Raw genomic sequence first — 15,947 nt, 5'->3', positions numbered from 1 at the left:
AATCGAGCGGCCAAAATGTGAAGGAGGTAACCTTCGCGAGGATTCATCAAGATTTCGTTTTGATCTTGGAAGCGTGACCTTATTTAGAGGGTAAGTTTTCGATACTTAGTTCACTCACTTTCTCGATGGGCAGAATAGACGATGACGATCTCACTTGAATCGCTCAGTTTTTTGGTAACGACCCTTATGCTTCCGCTGCTGGCCGCGCCGACGGTGATGGCTTGCTCGCGTGTGTTGTGGAACAACAACGATTTTGCCGTGGTTTCGTCTCGTACGATGGACTGGCCTGAATCGACCGAGCCAACGCTGTTGGTCTTTCCTAAAGGCATCCAGCGTGACGGCGGTAAGTTGGAAGGTCACCAGATTGTGGCCGAGAACGCAGCGAAGTGGACGTCGAAGTATGGCAGCGTGATCACATCCGTTTACGGCATCGGAACCGTCGACGGGATGAACGAAGAAGGGCTTGGCGTGCATGCGTTGTACCTGACGGCGACCAGCTACGGCGAACGCGACACCACCAAAGCAGGCGTACATGCCGGTTTGTGGGCTCAGTATTTATTGGACAACGCCAAGACGGTGGAAGAAGCCGTCGCGCTTAACGACGAAATTCAAGTGGTTCTCGTCGAAGCTCACGGCCGCGAAGCGACGCTGCACCTGGCCATTGAAGACGCCAACGGCGATTCGGCCATCATCGAATACATCGACGGCAAACCGGTCGTTCATCATGGCAAACAGTTCCGCGTGATGACCAACGACCCAACGTACGACGAACAGCTGAAGCTTTTGTCGAAGCTTGACTTCTCGAAACCGAGCAGCGACATGCCACTGCCAGGCAACGTGAACCCACGCGATCGATTCCAGCGTGCAACGTACTATCTGAACTTGCTGCCGCAGCCGAAGGATGAACGCCAGGCGATTGCTAACGTGCTGGCGATTGCCCGAAACGTTTCGGTCCCTTTCGGTGCCCCTTACAAGAGCTTCGGCGTTTACAACACCGAGTATCGCACGGCGATGGATTTGACTAACAAGCGATACTTCTTCGAGCTATCGACCAGCCCCAGCGTGATCTGGATTAACTTGAAGAAACTCGATTTCGCCGAAGGTGCCCCAGTCCTGGAAATCGATCCGTACCATGACACGCTCGAGCTTTCCGGCAACGTGACGACCAAGTTCCACAAGCTGGAAGCGGCGCCGTTCTAAGAATGGACCAAAATAAGGAGGCAGCCATGCCCCTTAACTTCGCCCCGGCCGCGTGTTACATAAATTGTAACGAAGTATTGTCCAAGTGTACAACAACTTTGCGTGAAAACGCTTGAACCTTGCGCCGAACCGGGGCGTTCACGACAAGAAACGACAAACGCCTTAGCAGATTTGCTAAGGCGTTTTTTGTGCACGTTAAATTGCGAGCGATGCGAGTCGGCCGAAGCTTACGCTTGGAACGACGAACCGCAACCGCAGCTACGCGTGGCGTTCGGGTTGTTGAATGCGAAGCCACGACGATCGATACCGTCGTAGAAGTCGACCGTCGTACCGTCGAGGTACAGAGCGTGCTTCTTGTCGACAACGACTTCGACGCCGTGGAAATCGTACTTCGAGTCCTTTTCTTGGTCGAAGTCTTGCGTCAGCGTCAGGCTGTACGAGAAGCCGCTGCAACCGCCGGCAGTGATGCCAATACGCAGCTTGGTGTCCGCTTCGTGCTTCTGATCTTCCAGGATTCGCTTGACTTCGCCGGCCGCTTTTTCGGTGATGACGACTGCCATGTTTTGTTCACTCCAGACGTTAAATTAACGCAAACTCGTATGTGTTTATTATTATCGATGCCCCGAAACGGGGAAAGGGTGCAAATTTTTTCACCGAGGATCGACACCCCATTATTGCCTATTCTACCCTAAAAATCGAGGGTACGGCCTGCCGCAAGCCAGTTCAGGCAATCAGCTTCCGCAGTTTATCTACCGCCTGGGCGACAACGTCAACGGCAAAATCGATTTCCTCGGCCGTATTGAACCGACCGATCCCGAATCGCAAACTGCTTCGCGTGAGGTCCTCCGAAAGCCCTATCGCCCTCAGCACGTGGCTCGGCTGAGGATTCGCCGAAGTGCAAGCTGAGCCGCTTGATACGGCGATTTCGCGGACATTCATCATCAACGATTCGCCATCGACTTTATCCACTGCGAAGTTCAAATTGCCGGCCAAACGAGCTTCCGGCCGATCCAAGTCAGGGCCATTTAAATGCAGCCCCTCAATTCGCTCATTCAAGCCGCTCCAAAGCTGCTGACGTAGCAGCTCGAGCCGCTTCGACTCTTGGTCCATTTCTGACACGCCGAGGCGAACGGCCTCGGCCAGACCGACAATTCCTGGGACATTTAGCGTCCCGCTCCGTAGGCCTCGCTGCTGTCCGCCGCCGAAAATAGCTGGCTGCAACCGTACACGCGGGCTCGACTTACGGACATAAAGCCCGCCGACGCCCTTCGGTCCGTAGATCTTATGGGCCGAAAAACTCATCAGATCGACACCCAGTTGCTGCACATCTACCGGCATTTTGCCAACCGCCTGAGTGGCGTCGCAGTGCAACAGAACGCCCTGCTCTTTGCAGATTCGGCCGATCTCGACGATCGGATGTAACACACCAATTTCGTTGTTCGCGAGCATTACCGAAACGAGGGCTGTGTCAGTCCGAATCGCCTCGCGAACTTGCTCGGGATCGAGCATTCCGGCCAGTGGATCACCCGCCTGGCGTGGCGTAAGTCTTGTTACTTCAATGTCTTGCTGCTCGAACTGCTCAAGCGGATCGAGCACCGCTTTGTGCTCAGTCGTGACGGTAATCGCGTGATTTCCACGACGCCGTCGCTGGGTCAGCACGCCGCCGATTGCCAGGTTGTTGCTTTCCGTGGCTCCGCTGGTAAAGACGATTTCCGCCGCATCCGCCCCAACGGCCGAAGCAATGGTTTGCTGGGCCGCTGATACCAGCTCTTTCGCCACTTCGCCGAAAGAATGACCGACGCTGGAAGGATTGCCATAAGCCTCAGCAAACGTCGGCAGCATCGCCTCGACGACGCGAGGATCGACCTGGGTAGTGGCGTGATTATCGAAGTAGATCGGCATTCGTGACGCATCGTTGGTGGACCGAAACAAGCTCGGCCACCATTGTACTCAATTGCCGTACAAGCGAAGCGACGCAGCAATTTACGTCGCGCGTTGCTCGGCAATTATTTGCCGTAAATCGCTTCCAGGCACATACTTGACCAGGTCTCGAATTCGTCGAGTCGGGCCAGCATGTCGTCGACCGGACGGAAGCCGGCGTCCAGAATGTCTTCTTCGTTCGGCATCACTTCAGGGCGTTCGATCTTGCAGAGATAAACCACGCCAAGGTGAACTTTGCCCACTTCCGATTCGTCGTCGTTAATCAGCCCGGCACAGACCATTTCGTGCGGAGCGGTGAAGGTAACCTCTTCAGCCAACTCGCGTCGCATGCCTTCCTGAAACGGATCCAAATCGCCACTCGGAGCATCTTCCGAAGAAACATGCCCGCCGATACCAACGCTGCGTTTGCTGTGCAGACGCGATTCGCCCTGCCCTTTACCGCGAACGTACTGAAAGACGTGCTGAGTCCCCTGATCGTCTTTGTATTCAAAGATGACGTAAGGGATCAACTGCTTGAATTCTGGCGACTTTTCCATGATGTCGCGTGGGCGGAAGCTCATCTGCTCGGAAGTCAGCAGTTGATCTAAATAGGTCGACACGTCGTTGTGGAACCCTTGGAACTGCCCGATCTCGTGAAACTTCTCGGTTGGAACCACCAGGACCTGTTCAACTTCCGCAATACTCATATTGGCTTTCCCTTCCATGCCAAGGGGTCTAGGGGATGATTCTCGGGATTATCGTAACGCAATGCTATCACGCTTTCGACACCCCTTTGCGGCACTATGCTTGTTCTCGAATTCGGCACGCGCCGCGCTTGCTTGGGTCTTCCTTAGCCTACCGATAAATTGCCCGAAATTGTCGGTTTCTTACGCTAATTCCGCGAGAAATCAATAAATCCCCCAGATTGGCGAGATCAATCAAAGGCATGCCGCTCTTCAGAGGGACCCTACAGGATCAGCATCGCATCGCCGTAACTGTAGAACCGGTACTCTTCCTTGATCGCCTCGCGATAGGCCCGGCGGATCAATTCATCCCCTCCAAACGTCCGTACAAGGATCAGCAGCGTCGATTTGGGAAGGTGAAAATTGGTCAGCAGCACATCGACCGCTTTGAACTGATACGGCGGTTTGATGAACAAGTTCGTCTTTCCCGACCAAGGCTGCAGCGTCCCCTCGGCGGCAGCCGTTTCCAAGACGCGCGTCGCGGTTGTGCCGACCGAAACAACACGCCCTCCGTTGGCTTTGACCTCGGCCAGCCGATCGACCGTTTCCTGGCCGATCTCCCCATATTCGAAGTGCATCTCGTGCTCGTCGATATTCTCGACGCCAATCGGACGAAACGTTCCCATGCCGACATGCAACGTCACAAATTGCCGATCAACGCCTTGGCCGCTCATCTTATTGAGAAGTTCGTGCGTGAAGTGCAATCCGGCCGTTGGAGCCGCGACCGCCCCTGGCGTTTCCGCGAAAACAGTCTGATAGTCTTGCCAATCCTCCGGCATCATCTCGCCGCCACGAATGTAATGTGGCAACGGTACGCGGCCGACGCGCTGCAGCACGTCGAAAGGAGATTCTTCAGTCAACGGCTTCACCGCCCATTGGCCACCACCAAGATTGGCCAAAAGCTCTAGTTCCGTATCTTCGCGGGCCTCTCGGTTCTCCAGAACGACTTTTTCGCCGGGCTGGATTTTGCCGCGAGTTTTCGCCAGAACCAGCCAATTTCCGCTGGCATCGGTCTCGACGAATAGCCCCTGCCAACGCCCGCCGGTGTTCACGCGTCGCCCCATCAAACGGGCCGGAACGACTTTGGTGTTGTTCAACACCAAGCAGTCCCCCGCCGAAAGAAACTCAGGTAAGTCGCGGATATGCTGATGCAAGATCTCGTCGGTTTTCCGGTTGACCACCAACAGTCGCGCGTCGGCTCTTTTTTCCAAAGGTTGCTGCGCAATCAAATCGGAAGGAAGATGGTAGTCGTACTGGTCGATATTGGTCATAGAACTCGCAAAACTCGTTAGATACATGCATGGGCGACGTCCGTCCGTTGTGTCGTCCATGGTTGAGTATACGTCGCCTGCGGGGATGTCGACTAGGCCTGCCAAGTCCCCGAATACCTACCAACGCTTATGCCAAATGCCGTAAAGCGAATCGTGATAGTCACCACCGAATTAGGCATGGGCGGTGCGGAGCGTTGCGTGGCCCATGTCGCGGTAGGGCTTGATCCCAGCAAGTACGCAGTGCAAGTGGTCGCGTTGGCCCCGCGTCCCGAACCTCCGAAAGATGCTTTGGTTCGTCGACTGGAAGAAGCCAACATTCCGCTCACGTTCCTGAACTGCCGCACGAAATGGCAGTTTTTCTCGGCTATCTCACAACTCAAACAGCTATTACGCAAAGCGGAAGTCGATATTGTGTGGAGCTTTCTGTTTCACGCGAACATTGTCGCCGCGATCGCTTCACGAGGGATGAACGTGCAGCGCTTGCAGTCGCTTCGCGTTGTCGAACAAGGGACCTGGCGACGAAAGCTACAAACATGGGCCGCGAAATCAGCCGATCGTGTCCTGTGCGTTAGCAACGGCGTGCGGCGATTCGCAGCCGAGACACTTCGCGTCGACGCTCCTAAATTAATCGTCATCCCCAACGGCATCGACACCGACACGATCACCCCCACCACCTATGCTGAGCCAGTCGATCGAAAACACCGCTTGATCGCCGTGGGAAGGCTTGATCCGCAAAAGGACTATTCGTCGATGCTTGCTGCCGTTTCCGTAGTGCTTCCGAAATTTCCGCAGTGGGAGTTGGTGATCGTTGGCGATGGGCAAGATCGTGACACAATCCAATCCGATGCCATGATGCACGGCGTTTTAGACCAGGTACGGCTTGTGGGATGGCAGCCGGATGTGTCGGCATGGCTTCGCGATGCGGAAGTCTATCTGCTTACCTCTCGCTGGGAAGGGATGCCTAACGCTCTTATCGAAGCTATGGCCCATGGCCTTCCCGTCATTACCACGGACGTGGAAGGGGTCGACGAGCTTTTACCCGACTCCCTCGCTCGACAGGTCTACACGATTCAACAGATCGCTTCTGGCGAAACTGATTTGGTCGACCTAATGGAAGAACCAGCACTACGCCAGGAATTAGGCGTGGCGAATCGTCAACAGATTGAAGCCCACTTCTCACTTCGCCAGATGCTGCATTCTTACGAAACAATGCTGGACAACCTACCTTCCAGCGCCAGCCGCAAACGCTAGCACGCCATTTCTGTAATCCAGAAAACTTTTTCCAGCGGGGGGATTCCTCGCAACCCTTACGACGGCCAAACGTTACCCACGCTAGCCCTCACACGCTAGCATTGCCGCGGTAATCATTTCTGGATTGACGAATTTTCGTCGCCGAATATCCTCAATCACATGCTCATCAAGCGACATCGATTGTTGATGTTTTGCTAAATAACAACTTCGCAACTAAGCAATATTTTCTTACGTCCGAAGCTTGCTCCGCGCGATGTCGCTCTTCCCGATCAGGCCACTATCGGGAGACGTATGTCATCACGGATTCAAAGACTGAAGCCGGGTCGGGCAAGCCCTGTGAAGTCGCTAGTGCAGCGGCGACTCCACAAGATCCGTCGATTTGGGGCACGGATGCGCCACGACGGATTTTTTCTTTCCCGCCCTGCCCGGGGGCGGTTGGCTTGGGTAAGCTGGACGTTTTGCCCGAGTTTTACTGAACGAATCCATGGCCGCACCGACCATTCACGTCCCTGTTCTGCCCGCCGAAGTCTTGCAGTGGCTCGACCCGGCACCGGGCAAAGTCATCGTCGACGGTACCCTCGGAGGTGGTGGGCACACGCGGATGATGGCCGAAAAGCTCGGCGACGAAGGCTTCGTGATTGCGGTCGACCGCGACGTGATACCGCTCAAGCGAGCCGAAGAAACGTTGGCCGGTTTGCCGGTCAAAATTGCTCATGCCAACTTTGTCGAGATCCCTAAGATTCTCGACGAACTGGAAGTCGATCGAGTCGACGGAATTCTATTGGACCTCGGGCTTTCGAGCGATCAACTGGCCGACGATGACCGCGGCTTCAGCTTTGAATCGGACGGGCCGCTCGATCTGCGGTTCGATCTGCGCGACAAGAAAACAGCCGCTGACTTGGTGAATCATCTGAAAGAGAAAGATCTAGCCGATTTGATCTATCAGAACGGCGAGGAACGCCTTAGTCGCCGCATCGCTAAGAAGATCTGCCATATCCGCAAGGAAACGCCGTTCGAGACCGCAAAGCAGCTGGCTGACGTGGTGATCAGCTGCTATCCCCCAAGTGCCGGCAGCGGACGCGGTAGGATCCATCCGGCTACGCGTACGTTTCAAGCGCTGCGTATCGCCGTAAATCGGGAGCTCTCGTCCCTGGAGACCGCTTTAGAGACGCTTCCAGACCGCCTGAAGCCTGGCGGGCGATTGGCGATTATCAGCTTCCATTCGCTGGAAGATCGACCTGTGAAGCAAGCTTTCTTGGAAGATCCTCGATTGAATCGGCTGACGAAAAAGCCGATCACGGCCACCGACGAGGAAATCGCCGCGAACCCTCGCAGCCGGACTGCCAAGCTGCGTGTTGCCGAGCGCATCTAAACGAAAAAAGGCGATGTCAGCCGTTTGCTGAAATCGCCTTAAATGCTTGCACAGAAATGCTTTAAAGTGAGACTGCAGGGGCTCGAACCCTGGACCTACGGATTAAAAGTCCGTTGCTCTACCGACTGAGCTACAGTCTCGTTTGGGAAGGGAACCAGTTTCCGCCGGAACGGGTCGATTGTCAAGGGGCCGTTTGGCACTCATTCGCCGTAAGTGGTGACGATTTGCCGTTTTGCTGCCGAAGTGGGTCCTTTCGTGCTTCCTTGAAGGACCGCAATGCCGGCGCAAAGTTCACGCGATTAGGCGCAAACTTCGCGCAAACTACGTGAGGATATCGTGCAAGATATGCCCATGAACGTCCGTAAGTCGCATGTCTCGGCCGCTAAAACGGAACGTGAGCCGTTCATGGTCGACTCCCAGCAGATGCAAAATCGTGGCATGAAGATCATGGATCTCGACGCGGTTCTCTTGCACTTTGTACCCGAACTCGTCGGTGCTGCCGTAAACGGTTCCCCCCTTCACGCCGCCGCCGGCCATCCACATGGTGAAACCGAACGGATTATGGTCGCGGCCGTTCTTTCCTTGGGCGAAGGGAGTCCTTCCGAATTCGCCTCCCCAGACAACCAACGTCGAGTCCAACATCCCGCGGCGTTTCAAGTCGGCCAGGAGCGCGGCAATCGGCTGATCGACGGCCAGGCTATTCTTCTCGTGACCATCTTTCAGATTGCTGTGCTGATCCCAACGATCGTGTCCCACGTTCGGGACCGTCAGTTCGACAAAGCGAACGCCTCGCTCGACGAGACGTCGCGAGAGCAAACACATCCGGCCGAAGATCTGGGTCTTGTCGTACGAATGATTCAAGCCATACTCTTCCAACGTCTTCGGCGTTTCGTCAGCGAGGTCCATAAGATTCGGCACGGCCGACTGCATCCGGAATGCAAGTTCATAGTTCGCAATCGCCGACTCCATCTGGTCGTTGACGCCGACCTGATTAAGCGTCAGCTGATCGAGCTTCTCCAGCAAATCCAATTTGCTACGCTGCGCCGCAGGGCTTTTATCGCGCGACTTGATGTTCGCCACCGGCGGATCGTTCGCGGCGAAGATCGAACCTTGGAATGCGGCCGGCAGGAATCCGCTGTTGAAGTTATCGAGCCCGCCAGGCGGAATCAAACCACCGTTGAGCACCACAAAGCCCGGCAGGTTATCGTTCTCGCTGCCTAAGCCGTATGTCGTCCACGCTCCCATGCTGGGGCGCCCCTGCAATCCACTGCCGGTGTGCAGGAAATAGTTGGCGTTGGTATGTTCCGAGAAGTTCGACGTCATCGAACGTATCACGGCCAAGTCGTCGACATGTTTGGCCACATTCGGAAACAGCTCGCTGACTTCGATCCCACTTTGCCCATGCTTTTGAAACTTCCAGGGGCTCGCCAGCGTTCCACCCAAATTGTTGAACTGCGTCGGCTCGGTCTTAGCCGGAAAGGGCTTACCGTCGTACTTCTTCAGCAGCGGTTTCGGATCGAACGTATCGACTTGCGAAGGACCGCCATCCATGTACAAGAAGATGACGCTCTTCACTTTCGGAGCAGCATGGGGTGACCCTAACAGTCCCAAGCGTTCACTTGCGGTCGCGTCACGATGCAGCATCCAGTTGAGTGCCAACGAACCGAAACCGCACGCGGCGCTGGAAAGCAGCTGCCGACGACTCATCTTGCCCTGTTGAGAAGAACAACAATTCACGCGATCTCTCCGCGACTAACGAACAAAAATGAATGGCTTCGCGTTGACCAACACATGGGCCAGGTCACGCCACAGCTCGACCGATGCCAGCGTCTGATTCGGATCGACGCCTAGTGTCTTCGCATGCGAATCAAGAAACTGTAGCGCCAACGCTTGCTCCGCCTCGGTCGGTGGCCGCGAAAACGCTTCCTGAATCATTCGCTCGATCCGCAAGTGGGCATCGTCGGGCGTTTCGGCGATGGCCTTTTTCGCCCAATGCTCGCACTGCTCGATCACCATGGGGTCGTTCAGCAATATCAACGACTGGGCCGGCACGTTCGATTGGTTCCGACGACCGATCGTCGTGATCGGCTGCGGCGTGTCGAAGGCCAGCATCATCGGAGAGAGGAAGTTCCGCCGAATCTCAAGATACACGCTGCGGCGACCTTGGCCGTCGACGGGACCGCTCTTGCTGGGTCGGCCTCGTCCTTGCATGAACGATGTCAGATGGACAGGAACACTGCGGCCATACATCTTTTCGTCGAGCTTCCCGCTGACAGAAAGCAAACTGTCGCGAATCGCTTCGCCGGTCAGACGCTTTACTTCCGTACGATGAAACAGATCGTTTTTCGGATCTTGCTCTTCCGCGGCGCCCGCTTGCACGGACGACATTTGATAGGTCTGCGACAACACGACCCGACGAATCATTCGTTTCAACGACCAACCATCGGCGACGAATTCACTCGCCAGATAATCAAGCAATTCCGGATGCGTCGGCTGCTCGCCCAGCACGCCGAAGTTATCGACCGAGCGAACGATCCCGCGTCCCATTAGGTAGTGCCAGATTCGATTGACCGCCACACGCGAGGCAAACGGATTGTCGGGATGCATCATCTGGTGGGCGAGTTCCAAGCGACCACTCCCATGAGCGTCGTACGACTGAGACTCCGCTTGAATGGCGGTGAGCAGCTGCCGTTCGACCTGATCGGCCGGGTTGAGCGTGTTCCCTCGGATCAGCAGATATTCGCTCTCGGCTGAGTTATCCCACATCCCAGGCGCCGTGCGGGACGCCCACTTGGCATTGGCCATGATCGCGTCCGATTGTTCTCGGTACTGCTGGGCCAACGCATCGAATGGGTTCGCTTTCTCTGGCATCAGCTTGTCCCAATGACGCACCAGCCAATCGGCCAGCGGGGCGCCGTCGGCAGAATGCGGAGCTTGTTTCAATGCCTCGACCAACGAACCAATGGCATTTTCCGACGGCTGTAGCGAAGCGGCCGACGCAACTTGCGGTGCTGGCAGTGGAGGGTGCGTTTCCCCTTCGGCAATCTGCAAGATTTCCATCGGCTGGTTATCGATCGGTGTCAGCTCGACATGGACGGCGTGCCCTTGGTAGTCGCGAAGGTCGTGCGTGATCCAACGAATCTGACCGGCGTCGTTCGACTTCCATTCCTTCACAGTCGCTCCATGCAGCGGGCCTTGTACGAGACGATGAGAGTCGACCACCGCAAAAGCCCTGCCGCTCCCTTTGACGAGATAATGAATCCGGCCATCGCTTAAATCAAACGTACGTGTCTTCAGCGTTCGCCCGGCGCGATTCCAATTTCGTGTCTTACCGAAGTCATCCTGAACACCCTTCGCGATTTTCAGTCCGCTCCAACGCGTGTCGTAAACGGCCGCGCCGTCGGTACGAACGCCTCGCAGTGACGGAGGTGATGATACGTCCCAGACAAATTCGCCGGCGGCACGAGGCTGGCTACCGAAGGCGACGCCGTCGGTTCGCCACTGATTGGGGACAAGTCGGGCAAAGTCGTGAACGATCTGCCCCCGGTAAGCAGCGGCGTCGGCTTGCTGCTTGTCCATTACGTTCTTGGCTGCGGCCAAAACACTTGGCTGTTGTTCGGCAGAGGCAGCAAGATACTTGGCCCAGAAGTGGAGCGGATGTTTTCCGTCCTGAACTGCTTTCGCGAGTGCGACATTCCAAGCCGACTCAGGCGTTTGCAGTTCTTTCTTCCAGCGCTCAGCCGCTTGGTCGATACTTTGCTGATAGGCTTGTACTGCTTTGTTTTGGAACTCTTCGCGAAGCGACTCGAGAGCCTGAGCGATTTGCTGATTGTGCTCGGCCGTTTCAAAGCGAACCTGGCGATAGGCAGAGCTTTGAAGGAAACCCATTTGGGCATAGTAGTCGGCCTGAGAAATGGCGTCGAACTTATGATCGTGACAACGCGCACATGTGACTGTCAGCCCGAGAAACGCTTTGTTCATCACATCGAGCATGTTGTCGAAGCGGTCGGTTTCGTCCTTGCGGATATCGACCGGCGAGTGAACCCAATCTCCCAGATGCCAAAACCCGGTGCCAAGGACCGACTCGTTGTAGCCCGCTTCTTTGTTGCGACGGGGCTCCTTCAATAAGTCGCCAGCGACATGCTCGATCACCAACTGGTTGTACGGGATGTCCTCGTTCAACGAACGAATAACGTAGTCGCGATATTCGTAGGCGTTGGGAATGTCGTAGTCGAACTCGTGTCCTCGCGATTCGGCATAACGCACGAGGTCGAGCCAATGACGTCCCCAATGTTCGCCATAGCGAGGGGAAGCGAGCAGGCGATCGACCACTTTGGCCAACGCGTCAGGCGACGAATCGGCGAGGAACGCTTTCACTTCGTCCGGCTGCGGCGGCAAGCCGATCAGATCGAAGTAGACACGGCGCAAGAGGGTTGTCTTTTCTGCAGGAGAGTTGGGAGCGAGTTTCGCTTCTTCGAGCTTGGCCAAGATAAAACGATCGAGTGGGTCTTGAGGCCAGACCTCGTTTTTCACCGCTGGCAGTTCTGGCCGCTGAACCGGCTGCCAGGCCCAGTGCTTTGCTTTGCGCTGCTCGATGTCGAAGACTTCTTTCTTGGGCGTATTGCTTTCCTCGCCGGCCGGCCAGGGTGCGCCCAACTTGACCCAACGCTCGAGCTTGGCGATTTCGTCGGCAGGCATCTTCGACTTGGGAGGCATTTGGTAGATGCCGTCGTAATGAATCGATTCGATCAGCAAGCTTTCATCCGGCTTGCCGACAACAATGGCTTCGCCGCTATCGCCGCCATCGAGGATGGCTCCGCGGGAGGTGAGATAGAGCCCGCCGCCAGGGGCATCCGAATCGGGGCCATGGCATTCGTAGCAGCGCTGGACCAGAATAGGTCGGATATCCTTCTCGAAGAATTCGAGCTGAGCGGCATCGAACGTGGGTGGTTCCAATTCCGCAGCTTGCCCACTGCCAGACAACATAAGCAGCAGTAGCGACGCGGCGAACGCAGTCCTTACGGATTGTGGCACCATCATTATCATTTCTGCAGGTAGGTCAGCGGAGGCGGGAGGGGGTGAGTAGTGCTACGTTCAAACTTAGCAAGTCGCTGCGCGTTATGCCACATTAATTCGGCGGCCAGATTGACTTTACGTCGATTTAAAGCTGCGTAATCGGTCCTTAAAAGGAAGGGACGACCTTCGATATGAGTTGTCAACTTGCCCTGAAAGAGTGGAACGTCGTCTGCGAGGCCATCCGTCGTGGTCAACAGATTGTCTTGGCCCGCAAAGGGGGCATTTCGGAACCGGAAGGAGAGTTCGAGCTGCCGAAGGATCGGTTCTGGCTTTATCCGACACACTTCCACGAGGCCGGGGCGAAGCTGAACTCGCTCGGTCAACAGCTTTTGAAAGAGCACCCGGAGTTCACGCAGCCGGCGACTTCCCCCGAGGTGACGATGAGCCTGGTTTGCGAAGTGACCGATGCCGTTTACGTGGAAGACGAAGCGAAGCTGGCGGCGTCGATGTTCGAGCAGATCTTAAACCACGAAGCGCTGCAGATGCGGTTTCATTATCGCAGCCCGGGCATCCACCTTTTAGTGGTACGAGCGTATGAGGTTTCCACGCCGGTAACGGTTATGCCGACCGAAGCGATGGCCGGCTGCAAGAGTTGGGTCGAGCTTGATGCCCCGCTGGAAATGGGCCACTACGAACCGATCGTAGACGAGCAATCGTTTGCGGTCCGAAAAAATTTGCTACTTTCCTCGCTGAGGGCGTGAACCTACAATTCATTGCCCTGTCCTAAGGGGGCGTTCACAGCGAAACGTGAATTGAAAATTGGTCTTGCCAATTAAGATTTCATGGTTCAAAGTGAAGTTTACCGAAGGGTCGCGATAACGCATCGCGGCATTACTGAAGACCGGCGGTTGGCTCTACACGGCGTTCTGTCCAACCAAAGGTGAGCTTTAGTAGAAAGGAGGTGTTCCAGTGGAATCTGTCTGTATTTGCCGTAGAGGTGGCTCTGCCTAACGGCTACCGGCGGGTTGCCGGTAGGCAACCACATTCCCTGTCGGAACCTCTTCTGAGAATCCGATCAGGCTACCAATGAGGCCCCGCAAGTTCCTAGCGAATTTGCGGGGTTCTCTTTTTTGGTAGCATCTCTTGCCGGCATGTGGTGTAATCCGGACTCCGCTTCCGAACTACCCTGCAGCCCCCTTCGACGTGAGAACATTCTCATGCCCCAGGTTTCTTCGCGGACGTTTCGTCTCGCCAGCGATAACTCAAACCAAGTGGCCCTCTTCACTTTAGGAGGTGTCGCGCTGATTTTCGTCGCAGTGATCGGTTTCGTGATCAATCTGTTCACCTCGCAGGGGCAGATCACGCTGCACATGATGTCGACGGTTCCGACCATTATTGCGTTCTCGCTACTGACGCATGCCTGGAATTTGGCCAAAGCTCCGCAAGAGATCAGCGTTGGCGAAGAAGGCATCTCGACCATCAAAGGAAACAACGTCGTCACCACGCCCTGGGAACAAGTCGGGATGGTCTCGCAGGGCGAAGCTGGTATTCAGCAGCAGAAGTATCTGGACGTAATGAATGTCGAAGGAAAGCGGATCGCACGTATTCCGTCGGTCGTCGAAGGCTACGAAGACCTGGTCACCATATTGAAGCAACAAGTCGCTTCGCAAAATCCAGAGCGGTCAAGCACGCTTCACCGCCGAAAGGCTCGCTGGCAGGCATTGGGGGCGTTCGCATTTGCCGCGTTTATGATCGCCGGATCGGTCTTTATGACCACTACGGCAATCGACCAGCAACGAGTCGACGCACTGCTGGCCGAACAAGGCATTGAATCCACCGCCCCGATCGTCCGCCGCTTTCTGGCTCCCAATGGCGTCACCACGCGCATCGAATTTGAAGTCACCTCGGACGACGGTCAGTCGGTAATTCACAACAAGGAAGTCACTCCGGCGTACTACGAATATTTAGCAGACGCCACCGAAGTTCCTATCAAGACAGTGCCTAACCACCCTGACGCCACCATTTTGCTGGAAGGCCTCGTCGAAGATTCCACGACCAATCCAGTGGCCAACTATCTGGTGTCGGCCGGCCTGGGGTTGTTCAGCTTATTGGCCCTGGGTGTCGGCGTGATGTTCTGGCTCGGCTACGACTTTGTCATCGAACCGGAAACAAAAACTTACGGCTTTCGTCCGCTGGGCGAAGTAAGAACGGCCCCAGCCGAAACGGAAACGAGTTAACGTTCCGAGCGATACCCGCCGAGAGTGTTTTCGTCAGCGATGATTTTCTCGCCACCATTGATGGTAATCATCGCACGGAGCAATTCCGGCGGCAGTTCTGGGGAAAGTTGAATCACGCTACCGTCGACCATACCAACCTGCGGTCCGCCGGAGTGGTGGCTCGCTAGGGAACGTGTTCCGGGGTCGTTGATCGCAAACGACATCGTTTCCACGTCAAAATCTTTCGGCTGCAGCCACGAAATATCGCGCCCCGTCGTCTCGCCCACGGCGATTGTCATCGATGCCCCATCAGTAATTTCATCAAAGGAACGCGCATCATTGGCCAATCCAAACGCATGAGGGCCAACAAGCATTAGATACGATGTATGCGTCGACTTCTGGGCGGAATCGGCAAGGCATTGCCACCAACCGTATGCAAAGGATGTTGCTGCCGGATCGATCTCTTTCACCATGTCGTCGGTAGGCACGATCTTGTTGTAACGATGTTTGGGTGACATATCGTAGTCAATTCTGCGAAATTCAAGCGTGCTATTCCATTCGCTGTCCCACGGTTCCTCTAGACGATACATCGAATAAAACGCTGACGAAACCATCATTGGGTTCACGCGTATCCTCCAGCTGTTTTCGTCCATCTCTGTCGGCGGAAACTTACTGATATAAGTGTCGTGATAGTTGTGCAAAGCGAAGACAACTTGCTTCAGATGATTCCGGCAGTCGTTCGCCCTCGCCGCTTCTCGAGCCTGGTAAACGGCCACAGACAAGAAGCCCAAGAGCACCAAAACAACCGCCCCACCGGCGAACACCAACAACCATTTAGGCATACAAACGACTCTTTATCAGGCCAAACAAGCTCGATCTATGGTAACGGCCACTTCAACCGTTGACGAGCAAATTGTGAGTCGATCCGTGCGCGCATAAAAAAGCCGGAAAACACGTT

Annotated in this window: 12 protein-coding genes and 1 tRNA gene; 5 read left to right on the top strand and 8 right to left on the bottom strand. The window is 55.5% G+C overall.

All coding sequences use genetic code 11. The annotated features are described in order from the left end of the window. Positions 1 to 141: 141 nt before the first annotated feature. On the top strand, positions 142 to 1,200 hold the full coding sequence (locus LA756_RS00830; protein ID WP_224437990.1) for a linear amide C-N hydrolase: 1,059 nt from the start codon (positions 142 to 144) through the stop codon (positions 1,198 to 1,200). Positions 1,201 to 1,427: 227 nt separating this feature from the next. Here LA756_RS00830 and LA756_RS00825 read toward each other — a convergent pair whose 3' ends face one another. From LA756_RS00825 to queA, 4 genes are all read right to left on the bottom strand, one after another. Then, positions 1,428 to 1,760 (bottom strand): iron-sulfur cluster assembly accessory protein, encoded by a 333-nt coding sequence (locus LA756_RS00825; RefSeq protein ID WP_224437989.1) that lies wholly within the window; start codon positions 1,758 to 1,760, stop codon positions 1,428 to 1,430. A gap of 163 nt (positions 1,761 to 1,923) precedes the next feature. Further along, complete coding sequence (locus LA756_RS00820) at positions 1,924 to 3,132, bottom strand: cysteine desulfurase family protein (RefSeq protein WP_224437988.1); 1,209 nt, start codon at positions 3,130 to 3,132, stop codon at positions 1,924 to 1,926. Between the two features lie 74 nt (positions 3,133 to 3,206). Further along, the gene (locus LA756_RS00815) at positions 3,207 to 3,827 is read right to left on the bottom strand and encodes a phosphoesterase (protein WP_224437987.1); all 621 of its coding nucleotides are present in this window, start codon (positions 3,825 to 3,827) and stop codon (positions 3,207 to 3,209) included. A gap of 260 nt (positions 3,828 to 4,087) precedes the next feature. After that, positions 4,088 to 5,134, bottom strand: a complete 1,047-nt coding sequence (gene queA, locus LA756_RS00810) for a tRNA preQ1(34) S-adenosylmethionine ribosyltransferase-isomerase QueA (RefSeq protein WP_224437986.1) — start codon at positions 5,132 to 5,134, stop codon at positions 4,088 to 4,090. A 153-nt stretch (positions 5,135 to 5,287) separates the two neighbouring features. Here queA and LA756_RS00805 point away from each other — a divergent pair, with 153 nt between their 5' ends. Continuing rightward, the gene (locus tag LA756_RS00805) at positions 5,288 to 6,385 is read left to right on the top strand and encodes a glycosyltransferase (protein WP_224437985.1); all 1,098 of its coding nucleotides are present in this window, start codon (positions 5,288 to 5,290) and stop codon (positions 6,383 to 6,385) included. Positions 6,386 to 6,869: 484 nt separating this feature from the next. Next, on the top strand, positions 6,870 to 7,757 hold the full coding sequence (gene rsmH, locus LA756_RS00800) for a 16S rRNA (cytosine(1402)-N(4))-methyltransferase RsmH (protein WP_224437984.1): 888 nt from the start codon (positions 6,870 to 6,872) through the stop codon (positions 7,755 to 7,757). 67 nt (positions 7,758 to 7,824) lie between these two features. Here rsmH and LA756_RS00795 read toward each other — a convergent pair. The 3 genes from LA756_RS00795 to LA756_RS00785 form a co-directional block, all read right to left on the bottom strand. Beyond that, positions 7,825 to 7,897, bottom strand: a tRNA-Lys gene (locus LA756_RS00795). Between the two features lie 181 nt (positions 7,898 to 8,078). Further along, positions 8,079 to 9,464: a DUF1501 domain-containing protein gene (locus tag LA756_RS00790; RefSeq protein WP_224440450.1), complete on the bottom strand. Its 1,386-nt coding sequence runs from the start codon at positions 9,462 to 9,464 to the stop codon at positions 8,079 to 8,081. A gap of 45 nt (positions 9,465 to 9,509) precedes the next feature. Continuing rightward, positions 9,510 to 12,797, bottom strand: a complete 3,288-nt coding sequence (locus LA756_RS00785; protein ID WP_224437983.1) for a PSD1 and planctomycete cytochrome C domain-containing protein — start codon at positions 12,795 to 12,797, stop codon at positions 9,510 to 9,512. A 167-nt stretch (positions 12,798 to 12,964) separates the two neighbouring features. On the opposite strand from LA756_RS00785, the gene LA756_RS00780 reads away from it, so the two are divergent. Then, positions 12,965 to 13,534: a DUF1802 family protein gene (locus LA756_RS00780; protein ID WP_224437982.1), complete on the top strand. Its 570-nt coding sequence runs from the start codon at positions 12,965 to 12,967 to the stop codon at positions 13,532 to 13,534. A gap of 456 nt (positions 13,535 to 13,990) precedes the next feature. Beyond that, on the top strand, positions 13,991 to 15,010 hold the full coding sequence (locus LA756_RS00775; RefSeq protein WP_224437981.1) for a hypothetical protein: 1,020 nt from the start codon (positions 13,991 to 13,993) through the stop codon (positions 15,008 to 15,010). On the opposite strand, the gene LA756_RS00770 is transcribed toward LA756_RS00775, so the two are convergent. After that, positions 15,007 to 15,831 carry a DUF1559 domain-containing protein gene (locus tag LA756_RS00770; protein WP_224437980.1) on the bottom strand — a complete coding sequence of 275 codons (825 nt, stop codon included), beginning with the start codon at positions 15,829 to 15,831 and terminating at the stop codon, positions 15,007 to 15,009. The genes LA756_RS00775 and LA756_RS00770 overlap by 4 nt on opposite strands. Positions 15,832 to 15,947 lie beyond the last annotated feature (116 nt).

The sequence above is a fragment of the Bremerella sp. TYQ1 genome (assembly GCF_020150455.1).
Classification (GTDB): domain Bacteria; phylum Planctomycetota; class Planctomycetia; order Pirellulales; family Pirellulaceae; genus Bremerella; species Bremerella volcania_A.
Note: the sequence above shows the minus strand (reverse complement) of the source record. Positions and strands in the feature narration are given on the sequence as shown.

Bases quoted from the DNA above. Each gene is read 5' to 3' on its own strand.
- LA756_RS00830 (WP_224437990.1), top strand. From the start codon at position 142: ATGACGATCTCACTTGAATCGCTCAGTTTTTTGGTAACGACCCTTATG.
- LA756_RS00825 (WP_224437989.1), bottom strand. From the start codon at position 1,760: ATGGCAGTCGTCATCACCGAAAAAGCGGCCGGCGAAGTCAAGCGAATC.
- LA756_RS00815 (WP_224437987.1), bottom strand. From the start codon at position 3,827: ATGAGTATTGCGGAAGTTGAACAGGTCCTGGTGGTTCCAACCGAGAAG.
- queA (WP_224437986.1), bottom strand. From the start codon at position 5,134: ATGACCAATATCGACCAGTACGACTACCATCTTCCTTCCGATTTGATT.
- rsmH (WP_224437984.1), top strand. From the start codon at position 6,870: ATGGCCGCACCGACCATTCACGTCCCTGTTCTGCCCGCCGAAGTCTTG.
- LA756_RS00790 (WP_224440450.1), bottom strand. From the start codon at position 9,464: ATGAGTCGTCGGCAGCTGCTTTCCAGCGCCGCGTGCGGTTTCGGTTCG.
- LA756_RS00785 (WP_224437983.1), bottom strand. From the start codon at position 12,797: ATGATGGTGCCACAATCCGTAAGGACTGCGTTCGCCGCGTCGCTACTG.
- LA756_RS00780 (WP_224437982.1), top strand. From the start codon at position 12,965: ATGAGTTGTCAACTTGCCCTGAAAGAGTGGAACGTCGTCTGCGAGGCC.
- LA756_RS00775 (WP_224437981.1), top strand. From the start codon at position 13,991: ATGCCCCAGGTTTCTTCGCGGACGTTTCGTCTCGCCAGCGATAACTCA.
- LA756_RS00770 (WP_224437980.1), bottom strand. From the start codon at position 15,831: ATGCCTAAATGGTTGTTGGTGTTCGCCGGTGGGGCGGTTGTTTTGGTG.